Source organism: Mycobacterium sp. (genome assembly GCF_035603715.1).
Classification (GTDB): domain Bacteria; phylum Actinomycetota; class Actinomycetes; order Mycobacteriales; family Mycobacteriaceae; genus Mycobacterium.
The window spans coordinates 1-10581 of the sequence record NZ_DATNJW010000659.1 but is presented as its reverse complement, the minus strand read 5'-3'; the positions used below and the strand labels follow the sequence as shown (position 1 = coordinate 10581).

General features: G+C 62.0%; 11 protein-coding genes. 5 read left to right on the top strand and 6 right to left on the bottom strand.

Annotation, left to right across the window (positions count from 1 at the left end; translation table 11 throughout):
- Positions 1 to 70 precede the first annotated feature (70 nt).
- Positions 71 to 883, top strand: a complete 813-nt coding sequence (locus VN856_RS26675) for an adenylate/guanylate cyclase domain-containing protein (protein WP_325694912.1) — start codon at positions 71 to 73, stop codon at positions 881 to 883.
- 4 nt (positions 884 to 887) lie between these two features.
- On the opposite strand, the gene VN856_RS26670 is transcribed toward VN856_RS26675, so the two are convergent.
- From VN856_RS26670 to VN856_RS26655, 4 genes are all read right to left on the bottom strand, one after another.
- A complete protein-coding gene (locus VN856_RS26670) occupies positions 888 to 1100 on the bottom strand; it encodes a hypothetical protein (protein ID WP_325694911.1) in 213 nt (70 codons plus the stop codon).
- A 72-nt stretch (positions 1101 to 1172) separates the two neighbouring features.
- A complete protein-coding gene (locus VN856_RS26665; RefSeq protein ID WP_325694918.1) occupies positions 1173 to 3959 on the bottom strand; it encodes an RND family transporter in 2787 nt (928 codons plus the stop codon).
- A gap of 50 nt (positions 3960 to 4009) precedes the next feature.
- Entirely contained in the window at positions 4010 to 4432 is a 423-nt protein-coding gene (locus VN856_RS26660) for an MmpS family transport accessory protein (protein WP_325694916.1), read from the bottom strand.
- 225 nt (positions 4433 to 4657) lie between these two features.
- Entirely contained in the window at positions 4658 to 5092 is a 435-nt protein-coding gene (locus VN856_RS26655; RefSeq protein ID WP_325694909.1) for a hypothetical protein, read from the bottom strand.
- An 85-nt stretch (positions 5093 to 5177) separates the two neighbouring features.
- On the opposite strand from VN856_RS26655, the gene VN856_RS26650 reads away from it, so the two are divergent.
- From VN856_RS26650 to VN856_RS26640, 3 genes are all read left to right on the top strand, one after another.
- Positions 5178 to 5717: a GNAT family N-acetyltransferase gene (locus VN856_RS26650; protein ID WP_325694907.1), complete on the top strand. Its 540-nt coding sequence runs from the start codon at positions 5178 to 5180 to the stop codon at positions 5715 to 5717.
- A gap of 52 nt (positions 5718 to 5769) precedes the next feature.
- Complete coding sequence (locus VN856_RS26645) at positions 5770 to 7242, top strand: MFS transporter (protein WP_325694905.1); 1473 nt, start codon at positions 5770 to 5772, stop codon at positions 7240 to 7242.
- 137 nt (positions 7243 to 7379) lie between these two features.
- A complete protein-coding gene (locus VN856_RS26640; RefSeq protein ID WP_325694903.1) occupies positions 7380 to 7748 on the top strand; it encodes a DUF732 domain-containing protein in 369 nt (122 codons plus the stop codon).
- 5 nt (positions 7749 to 7753) lie between these two features.
- Here the strand turns inward: VN856_RS26640 and VN856_RS26635 are convergent, their stop codons facing one another.
- On the bottom strand, positions 7754 to 7918 hold the full coding sequence (locus VN856_RS26635; RefSeq protein ID WP_325694901.1) for a hypothetical protein: 165 nt from the start codon (positions 7916 to 7918) through the stop codon (positions 7754 to 7756).
- 604 nt (positions 7919 to 8522) lie between these two features.
- On the opposite strand from VN856_RS26635, the gene VN856_RS26630 reads away from it, so the two are divergent.
- Positions 8523 to 9521, top strand: a complete 999-nt coding sequence (locus tag VN856_RS26630) for a Gfo/Idh/MocA family protein (protein WP_414687059.1) — start codon at positions 8523 to 8525, stop codon at positions 9519 to 9521.
- A 4-nt stretch (positions 9522 to 9525) separates the two neighbouring features.
- Here the strand turns inward: VN856_RS26630 and VN856_RS26625 are convergent, their stop codons facing one another.
- On the bottom strand, positions 9526 to 10353 hold the full coding sequence (locus VN856_RS26625) for an SDR family oxidoreductase (protein WP_325694899.1): 828 nt from the start codon (positions 10351 to 10353) through the stop codon (positions 9526 to 9528).
- Positions 10354 to 10581: the final 228 nt, after the last annotated feature.

The window sequence follows — 10581 nt, the reverse complement described above, 5'->3', positions numbered from 1 at the left end:
CTCGCTAGTGGCCTGGCGTCGACGGTCATAATCAAGCAGTGACAACACCGTTCGCGTCAGCGGGCTACGGATGAGCGCGGCCTTGGTGGCGAGCGGCATCGCGGTCTTTGAACTCGGCGGACTCATTGCGCTTGGGGTGCTGCTCACCGTGTCGCGACATCAGCTGAAGGACACTCGTTCGGAACTTGAGCGCGCTCGCCAACCCAGGATTGCCGGCCGGCGACGGCGCCCCGGGCTTGCGCCGTTCGCAATCAGGACCGCGTGGCGGACAGCGGACTCCCTGATCACCAAAGGTATTGGCGCCACAGTCCGTAACTCGATCGAAGATCTTGCCGGCTGGGCGCAGGTCGAACGTCCCGACCTCGCACGACTGACCGCAGATGGTGATGTGGTGATCGCCTTCTCCGACATCGAGGACTCCACAGCGCACAACGAACAGTTGGGGGACCGCGAATGGGTGAAGGTCCTCGAGCGCCACAACCGGCTCATCGAAAAGCTTGTCGCCGATCACGGCGGGCACGTGGTCAAGGCCCAGGGCGATGGATTCATGATCGCGTTCGCCGACACCGAACAGGCGGTGTTGTGCGGGATTGGCATCCAGCGCGCGCTGCTCAAGAACGCTGAGCAATGGGCGGGCATCAGAGTCCGGATCGGCATCCACATCGGACCGTCGGTCAGACGCGGGGACGACCTTTTCGGGCGCAACGTCGCGATGGCCGCCCGCATCGCCGATCAAGCCGCCGGCGGCGAAATCCTCGTTAGCGAGGCGGTGCGCGAAGCGGTCGACGGTCTGCCCAACATCGATTTATCCGAACCCCGCGCGGCCGAACTCAAAGGCCTGCAGGGCACCCACCAGCTCTACGCAATCGAAGTGCCGGCCTGACCGGTTACGGCCGGATTTCCACCTGATCATTGGGGTTGAAGTAGCGCTCGGTTCCGTCGGTGAACGTCACCGTGCACAGCTCCGGCAGGACGCTGCCTTCGTGCGGTGCCAGTTCGCAGACAACCCTCGATTTGACTCGCTTCCACGAGTCATCACCTTCGCCGTACTCGCGGAGTTGGTAGCCCGGCAAGCGGTTAGTGAGGTCGACTGCCCGCATTTGGAGCACCCGGCTTGATGGCGTCTGCATAGTGATCAATTCTGCCCAGCGTTTCTTACGAGCAGATGACGTCTACTGGTGAGTTAGCTGCGCTTGCGGCCGTCGCCGTACCACCGTTGGCCACCAGAACCACGGTCCCAGGATGGCCAGGATGGACGGCACGACGAACGAACGCACGATCAGCGTGTCGAGTAGCAGGCCTATGCAGACGGTTGAACCCATCTGACCGATGGTTCGGAGACCACTTGTGAGCATGGCCAGCATGGTGAACGCGAACACCAGACCCGCCGATGTCACCACGCCGCCCGTGCTGCCGAGTGCGCGGATCAGACCGGTATGTATTCCACCGTGAAGTTCTTCTTTGACCCGGTTGATCAGCAGTAGGTTGTAGTCCGATCCCACCGCCACCAGGATGATGAACGTCAGCGGCAATATCAGCCAGTGCAACGGCAGCCCGATCAGGTGCTGCCAGAGCAGGATCGACAACCCGAACGCACCGGCGTAGGAGAACGCCACGGTGGCGGGAATCACCAAGGCCGCCACCAGGCTTCGTGTGATGAACATCATGATCAAAAAAATCAGCACGAACGCGGCGATGGCCGCGATGAGCAGATCGGACATCGCGTATTCCTTGATGTCCTTGTCATTGGATCCCGAGCCACCGATGTACACCCTCGCACCGGCCAGGGACGTCTCCTTCAAGATCGTCTTGATTGCGTCGGGGAATTGTGCGACGTGCTCGACACCTTCGGGGCCCATGGCGTCGCCCTCATGAGTGACGATGAAGCGGGCCGCCTTGCCGTCCGGCGACATCATCAACTTTTCGCCGGTCTTGACGTCTTCGTTGTCGAAACCCTCGTGCGGGATGTAGAAGAAGTCGTCGCTGCGGGACTTGTCCCAGTCGTTGCCGACGTTGATCGAGTCATCGAATGTCTGCTCGGTCGCCAGGGATTGAAGGTCGGCAGAACCGTACGAGTTGACCAGCTTCGCCTTCAGCGCATCGGTGTCGTCGGCCGTGGCCTTCAGCTCGGCAATGATCTTCGGAAAGGTTTCGTCCACCACCGCGAGAGAAATCCGGGCGTATTTGATGTCTTCGGCCAGATGGTCGATCTGGTCAATGGTCGCGAACACCGACCTGAACGTCCAGCAAATGGGAATGTCGAAGCAGTGCTTCTCCCAGAAGAAATAGCTTTTCAAGGGACGGAAGAAATCGTCGAGATTCGAGACGTTGTCGTTGATCTCGTTGCTGACGTGCTCCAAGTCCTCGATCGTGAGGACCGTCTTGTGCAGTTCATCGGAGACCGTTTGGAAAAAGGTGATCTCTTTCCGTAACACCGCGACGGAGTCTTCCTGGATCTTCGCCTGCTCGTCGGTGTTGGTGTTCTGCTCCCGGTTGAACGGCAGCTGTTGACCGTTGCCGCTGCCCTGAGTAGTGAACAAGTAGGGAATGCTGGCGTGTTCGAGCGGTCGACCCAAGGGCCTGGTCATGCCTTGGACCATCGCCACACCATGCAGGCGGATCAGAGCTCGAGCGACCCGGTCCAGCGAGATGAAATCGGCTGAGTTGCGCATATCGTGGTCGGTTTCCACCATCAGCATTTCGGAGAACAATTTGCTCTTGGGGAAATGTCGGTCGGCGGCTTGGAAACCCAGATTCGACTTCGAATTGTGCGGCTGGTACTGCCGATCGTCGTAGTTCTGCCGATAGCTCGGCACGAAGATCGCACCCAACATGACGATGGCCGAACTGGCGACCAGGATCGGCACCGGCCAGCGCACCACGCTCGCTCCGATCCGTCGATACACATGCGCCTTGGCGGCCTGTCGCGGATCGAACATCCCGAACAGGCTCCCCACCGTCAAAATCGCCGGACCCAGCGTCAGCGCTGCGGCGATGGTGAATAGCATGGTGATCGCGACAGCCGGACCCATGGTGTGGAAGTAGTTCAGGCGCGCAAACGTCAGGCAGTAACACGCGCCGGCGATCGTCAGCCCGGACCCGATGATGATCGGCGTTACGCCCTTGTAGGCAATGTAGAAGCTGTCTTCTCGGCTCTCTCCCGCTTGCCGAGCCTCGTGATAGCGCCCCATCAGGAAGATGCCGTAATCCGTTCCGGCTCCCAAGGTCAGTGCGATGACGATGTTCACCGCAAACGAGGACAACTCGAGCCATCCGTGATGCCCGAGGAATGAGATGAGCCCCTTGGCGAACAGCATTTCGATGAGGACGCCGAGCAAAACGGGCAGCAGCGTGGGTGGTGAGCGATAGACGAACATCAACATCACCAGGATGAGGAGGATCGTGATGATCGTGACGTTGTTCAAGCTCGAGTTGGCGATGCTCAGTGTGTCCGAGGCCAGTGGCGCCGCACCGCTCACAAAAGCCTTTAGTCCCGGCGGTGGTGGGTCCTTGGCGATCATGTCGCGGACCGCGTTCACCGAGTCATTGGCCTCCATCTGGCCGATGTCGCCGGCCAGACGCAGCAGCGTGTAGGTGCACTTGCCGTCCACACTTTGCGCTCCAGCCGCCGTGAACGGCTGGCCCCAGAGATCCATCACGTACTGCACGTGCTTGGTGTCGCGCTGGAAGCGCTTCATCAAATCGTCGTAGTACGCGTGATCCTGGTCGCCCAATCGTCGGTTTTGCGCCTCGAACACCACCATGGTCAAGTTCGTCGAATTGGACTCGTGGAACTTTTCGCCGATGTGCAGCAACGCCCGCTGCGACGGCGCATAGTGCGGGACCATCGGGCCGGCGAGTTCTTCTGCGACGTCCTCCACCTTGGGCGTGAACGCAGTCATCGTGACCGCGGAAAAACCCCAGAAAAAGATGAGCGGTATCGCGAATCTACGCACCATCCTGGGAAGAAACGGGCGTTTGACCCGGGGTTCATCAAGCCGGTGTTCGCTCACGCGGATTTCACCCTGCATTCGACGTCAGCGTCCGGATGATTATCCGAAGCCTCGGGGACGCCGGACTCCGGGGGTGGCAGCATGCCATTCACCAGCATCCGGCAGCGCAGCGGACCGCCGTGGACGTGCACTGAAAGGGCGCCGGACGCCACTGTCAGTGTGGTGGTTTCGTCGTGAGTCCAGGGCTCGTTCGTGAATGTCACATCGACTGGATGCGGGTGCCCGTCGATGTCGACATAAACGATCTTCGCGGTCTTTCCGGCGGGGCCGAACACCTGATACGTGAGCCGTTTGATGTTGAACTCCTCCGGCGCCTGCGGACCGTTGACCGTGATGACTGGCTCCGGTTCGGAAAACTGGTGCACTTTGTACATACAGACCAGACCGACGCTTACTGCGATGACGGCAACCAGCGGCATCCAGATTCGCGCCAGGACAGTCCGCGCGGTTGGACGAGGGCTCACCCAATCACCCCTTCGGAACGCCTTTCCCCGTATCTCGTCCTTCGATCCGGCATCGTCTGGCCACATATCAACAAGCTTGATATATGGCCGCTATGACGTTACCAGTACAGAACGGAGACGACTACAACTTGCGGAACGTTATCACCACCCGGGGCACTCGGCAGCACCTGCGACTGAGCCTCAGCCCACCACCTGTGCGGTGCGCAGACGACCCTTGAGTCGCTTTGCGCGCAGCAGCTGAATGACGAGGTTTGTCGAGGTGATCATCGGGATCACGCCGATGAAATGCCGCTCGGACGGGGTGGCGCCCTGGAGGTATTCCAGACACGCGAAGATGTAGTAGGTCGACATCGCGAACAGGGTTAAGGGGATGCAGAAAGCCATGGGATTGCCACGGATGGCGACAATGCGCTGCGCGTACTCGAACTCTTCTCGCGTCATGGTTTCGCGTTTGCGCAGCTTCTTGATGACCCGCGGCGCGGCCCCGATTTCCTCGCTGAACGGCAGCTTGGGTTCCGCCTCCAACCGCCGCGCGTAGATAGTTCCGATCAACAGCAGTAACAGCGTCACCCCTAAGGCGATCAACGCGAGCAGACCCCAAAATGCCGTAGACACATCCAGAACCTAACACCGCGTGGCCCGAACTGGCCGTTCGTCAACAGGAGCGCACCTGCCCAGCCGGGACTGCAAGACTGACGGCATGCCGCCCATCACTACCCGCGTGCGTCAGGCGCGCCCGCAGGACGCCGCCGGGTGCCTGGCGATCTACCGTCCTTACGTCGAGAACAGCACGGTGAGTTGGGAACTCGACGTCCCGGCCGTCAGCGAGATGGCTGCACGAATTACCGCGGCCTGCGATACACACGCGTGGCTGGTCCTCGAATACGACGACGAGATCGTCGGATTCGCCTACGGACATGCGCTCAATCTTCATCCCGCCTATCGATGGACGGTCCAGACCGGCATCTATATCGACGGTGGCCATCACCGTCGCGGCGGCGGACGAGAGCTGTACACGCAGCTTCTCGATCGGCTCGGCGAGCGCGGCTATCGGCGAGTCCTCGCCGGCATCACTCAACCAAACGAATCCAGCAACGCCTTTCACCGGTCGTTGGGGTTCCGGGAGGCCGGTCTGTACCGCCGCGTCGAATGGAAGCTCGACGACTGGCATGACGTCGCGTGGATGCAACGCGATCTGCCCGGTGCCGGCAGCGATGATCCGGCCGGCTCGATCATCTGACTCGCTCCGGATGGCAGTGGGTACACCTCGGGTCTGACCAGAACGGAGAAGCATGAGCGCAGGCGCCCAGACCGGCACCATCACAACGCAGGTTCCGGCACGTCTGGATCGGTTGCCGTGGTCCCGATTCCACTGGCGCGTTGTCGTGGGCCTCGGCGGGGTGTGGGTCCTGGACGGGCTCGAGGTCACGATGGTCGGCAACGTGTCGTCGCGTCTCACCGAGCACGGCAGCGGCATTGCGCTCACCCCAGCGGACATCGGGGTGGCGGCGGCGATCTATATCGCCGGTGCATGCCTGGGTGCGTTGTTCTTCGGTCACCTGACCGACCGCTTCGGCCGGCGCAATCTGTTCATCCTGACCCTCGCGGTGTACCTGACTGCAACCGTTGCCACGGCGTTCGCTTTTGCGCCGTGGTTCTTCTTCCTCACCCGGTTCTTCACCGGCTCAGGCATCGGCGGGGAATACGCGGCCATCAATTCAGCGATCGACGAACTGATCCCCGCGCGCGTGCGCGGTCGCGTGGATCTGGTGATCAACGGGACATACTGGCTGGGATCAGCCGCCGGAGCCGGCGGCGCGCTTGTCCTGCTGGACACGGCAAACTTTCCCGCCAACATCGGATGGCGGCTTGCGTTCGGCGTCGGCGCCCTCTTCGGCATCTTCGTGCTGCTGGTCCGGCGCAACATTCCGGAAAGCCCGCGCTGGCTGTTCATTCACGGACACAACCAGGAAGCCGAGCGGATCGTCGGCGAGATCGAAGCCGACGTTGAACGGGAAACCGGCCAGCCGCTGCCGCAGCCGCAGGGAAAACCGCTGAAAATCCGTCAGCGCGAGACTATTTCGTTTGTCGAAATCGCCCGGGTGGCGTTCATGCTCTATCCGCGGCGCGCGGTCCTCGGGCTGGCGCTGTTCATCGGACAGGCGTTTCTCTACAACGGCGTGACGTTCAATCTGGGCACATTGCTGAGCGGCTTCTACGGAATCGACGCCGGCAAGGTGCCGCAGTTCTACATTCTGTGGGCATTGAGCAACTTTTTCGGGCCGCTGGTGCTCGGACGGCTGTTCGACACGGTGGGGCGCAAACCGATGATCGCGTTGTCGTATATCGGCTCGGCTGTAGTGGCCGTTGCTCTCGCGGTCCTGTTTGTCAACCAGATCGGCGGTGTGTGGACCTTCATCGGCGTACTCGCCGCAACGTTCTTTCTGGCTTCGGCGGGCGCGAGCGCTGCCTACCTGACCGTCAGCGAGATCTTCCCGATGGAGACCAGGGCATTGGCGATCGCGTTCTTCTACGCCGTCGGCACCGCGATCGGCGGCATCAGTGGCCCGCTGCTATTCGGCCAGCTGATCGAGTCCGGCGAGCGCAGCCAGGTGATGTGGTCGTTCCTCATCGGTGCGGCGGTGATGGCCGTTGCGGGCCTGGTGGAACTGTGGCTCGGTGTCGCCGCCGAACAACGTCCGCTCGAGGAGTTGGCGTTGCCGTTGACGGTGGCCGACGCCGAACGCGAAGACGAATCCGAGTAGCGCGGCTCCGATATCGGGGGAGCGACATCGCCGTTAACGCTGTCTGAATTTGTGTTATTCGCTGGCTGAGATGTTCGGAGGCGGGCTGCGCAACCGTCGCAGTTTTGGAAGACTCGGGAACTATGAAACGTCTGCTGATGCTGCTCAGCGTCGCCTCCATGATCGGTATGGCGGCGCCCGTATACGCCGACCCTGACACTCCGTCCGACAACACCAACAAAGACGGGGATTTCCTCAAACAAGTGACCAACGCAGGGCTCACCTATAAGGACGGGAGTCAAGCGGTCGCGGTGGCCAAAAACGTCTGTGACATGGCCGGCAAAGGAACTTCCGAAGCCGACATCGAAAAAAAGCTGGTAGACCTCAATTCGTTCTCCGGGAGCGGCGCAAGACAGTTCATGGTGCTCGCAGCCAACTCGTACTGCCCGAGCCAGTTGACGCCCGACGACGGCCAGTCTTCGAAGACGCCCGGTCCGGGTGACTCTCCGAAACCGCCTGGCGCTTAAGGCAACTAGGCCCCGCTGCGGATTCCTTGGTCAGCTGCGGCGCGCATCCGTTCGGACAATCGAAGCAGGTCGTGTTCGCCGACCCCGTTCTGGAGCGTGTACGCAAGTTGGCGCAACTCGACGGCGCAGCTGCGCATTTCATCTTGGAGTCGCGACTCAACGGGCATCATGATCTTCTCCTTGGGCGGGACGGGCTGTTGGGCCCGACAATCCGATATGAAAAATGTACGCAGTCCAGTTGCCAATCGGCGAGAGATGTCGAGGCTTCTTTACGAGAGTTTGACATGTCGTTTACGGCTTGAGTTTTTTGGCGCATTCGTCAATTGCCATCCGCGTCCACTGCTCGGCACTCACGATCAAGCCAACCGGAATGAACCCGTCTCGCCGGCAACGGCCCGGCGAGGCAGATCGCACGTTGTACCAATCGCGGGCTCGTATGTCATTGCACCGCAATGACATCGCCATGTTTGGTGTCGTCCGCACGAGCAGGCGGCGCTATTGGCCACTATTCTTTCGACCCGCATCAGATGGCCGCGTGGACAGCGCAATGGCGGCGACGCCCCCCGGCGAGCCGGCGGGAACCGTACCAGTTCCCCGACCGCAGACATAGGGCGACGGTATGCGCACTTTCTGCGTGCGACATTAATAAATCAGGTGGACTGGCTGAGAAAAATTCAGCTGGTTGCGGCGTGATTGCGCGCACATATCGACGAAACAAACTGAGGATTACTATTTTTCGGTGCCGACGCTGCATGCGAGTGTTAGCTTCTGTCCGTGCCTGAACATGAAAAATCATTACGAATCGGCGTGCTAGGCGCGGCGCGCATCGCGCCATCGGCGCTCATCAACCCGGCGAAGGACAACGCCGACGTTGTCGTAACTGCGGTGGCGGCACGTGACGGCTCACGCGCTCGGGCATTTGCTGCCAAACACGGCATTCCACGCGTCCACGAAAGTTACGAGGCGCTGCTCGCCGACCCCGATATCGACGCGGTGTACAACCCACTGCCGAACGGCTTGCACGGCAAATGGACTCGGGCCGCGCTGGACGCCGGTAAGCACGTGCTGTGCGAGAAACCGTTTACCGCAAACGCGGACGAAGCCCGCGAGATCGCCGACCTGGCGGCGAAGTCGGACCGCGTCGTGATGGAAGCCTTTCACTACCGGTACCACCCGATGACGTTACGTACCGAGCAGATCATCGCCTCGGGCGTAATAGGAAAGCTGCAGCGGGTCGAGGCGGCCTTGTGCTTCCCGCTGCCGAGGTTCTCCGACATCCGTTACAACTACCCGCTCGCCGGTGGCGCGTTGATGGACGCCGGCTGTTACGCGGTCCACATCGTCCGCACCCTCGGCGGGTCAACGCCAGAGGTGGTCTCGGCCCAGGCCAAACTCCGCAATCCCCAGATCGACCGGGCGATGACAGCCGAGCTGCGGTTCGCCGCGGGCCATACCGGGCGGGTCCGCTGCTCGATGTGGTCGGCGCACCTGCTGGAGATCAGCGCTCGAGTGGTCGGCGACCGGGGCGAGTTGAAGCTGCTCAATCCGGTGATGCCACAAATGGTCAACCGGCTGTCTATTCGCTCGCCCGAGGGCAAACGTGTCGAACGCTTTCCGCGTCGCCCGTCCTACGCATATCAGCTCGATGCGTTCGCCGGGGCGGTGCTACGAGGCGAACCGGTGAAGACCACTCCCGAGGACGCGATCGAGAACATGACCGTCATCGACGGGATCTACCGTGCGGCCGGTCTGCCGCTTCGCCAGCCGAGCTGAGTCGCTAGGGCGCAACGGGTCGATTCGTCCATTCCCGGTCGGGTCGGCGTGAGGAGCGGAACCATCCGCCGGCGGCGCCGGTGCCACCGTCGGTCGGGATCGTGTGACCGGTGACGAACGCCGACAGGTCCGACGCCAAGAACAGGATCACCCGGGCCTGATCCTCGGGCAGGCCCATCCTCCCGACCGGCACCCACTGCGGCCACTGCGCCTGCTCTTCTGCCGAAAGCCACTGCGAATAGGGCACCTGCAGCGATTCGGTGACGTCGGGCCCGATCGCATTGACGCGGACGCCGTCGCGGCCGACCTGGACGGCCAGGCTGCGCGTGAAGTGGTTGACCGCGGCCTTGAAGGCGGCGTAAACCGGATCTTCCGGATAGCCGCGCAGGCCTTCGACCGACGAGACGTTGACGACCGCGCCGCTACGTCGGGCAATCATCGCGGGCAGAAAAGCATGCGTGACCAGGAAAACGTGATGCAGGTTGACCCGGTAGAGGTCGTCCCATAGCTGCGGATCTGTGTCGACGAAGTTGCCGGGGTGACGCAGCCAATGACCGACGTTGTTCACCAGCACATCCACCCGACCATGACGCTTCAACACCGATCGCGCCATGTCGGCGACCTGACCGGCGTCGCGGACGTCGGTCACCGCCGCGAACGCCGACGCGCCCGAAGCCGTGATCTGCTCCGCGGTCCGCTGAGCGAGGTCGGCGTCGATATCGGCGATGACTACCTGGGCGCCATGGTCGGCGAACAACCGCGCGGTCGCCGCGCCGATGCCGCCACCACCGCCGGTCACCACTGCGATCCGGTCGTTCAGCAATCCGTTCATAAGCGTCAGGATGCCTGACATCGGCCGATCCCCGGCTGAAGTCGACGAATGCCAATGGCAAGGGCCAACGAGCGCCATATCATCGGGTGATGAGCACCGGCGGCCTGGATACTGTGGGCTCGCCGGCATTCACTGACGAGGAGTCGGCCCGCTACCGCGCCGCGGGCTGGTGGTCGGACGTGACGTTGTCCGACGCGGTTGCCCGCAACGCCGAGCAGCGCCCGGACC

Bases quoted from the DNA above. Each gene is read 5' to 3' on its own strand.
- VN856_RS26675 (WP_325694912.1), top strand. From the start codon at position 71: ATGAGCGCGGCCTTGGTGGCGAGCGGCATCGCGGTCTTTGAACTCGGC.
- VN856_RS26670 (WP_325694911.1), bottom strand. From the start codon at position 1,100: ATGCGGGCAGTCGACCTCACTAACCGCTTGCCGGGCTACCAACTCCGC.
- VN856_RS26665 (WP_325694918.1), bottom strand. From the start codon at position 3,959: ATGGTGCGTAGATTCGCGATACCGCTCATCTTTTTCTGGGGTTTTTCC.
- VN856_RS26660 (WP_325694916.1), bottom strand. From the start codon at position 4,432: ATGCCGCTGGTTGCCGTCATCGCAGTAAGCGTCGGTCTGGTCTGTATG.
- VN856_RS26650 (WP_325694907.1), top strand. From the start codon at position 5,178: ATGCCGCCCATCACTACCCGCGTGCGTCAGGCGCGCCCGCAGGACGCC.
- VN856_RS26645 (WP_325694905.1), top strand. From the start codon at position 5,770: ATGAGCGCAGGCGCCCAGACCGGCACCATCACAACGCAGGTTCCGGCA.
- VN856_RS26640 (WP_325694903.1), top strand. From the start codon at position 7,380: ATGCTGCTCAGCGTCGCCTCCATGATCGGTATGGCGGCGCCCGTATAC.
- VN856_RS26635 (WP_325694901.1), bottom strand. From the start codon at position 7,918: ATGATGCCCGTTGAGTCGCGACTCCAAGATGAAATGCGCAGCTGCGCC.
- VN856_RS26625 (WP_325694899.1), bottom strand. From the start codon at position 10,353: ATGAACGGATTGCTGAACGACCGGATCGCAGTGGTGACCGGCGGTGGT.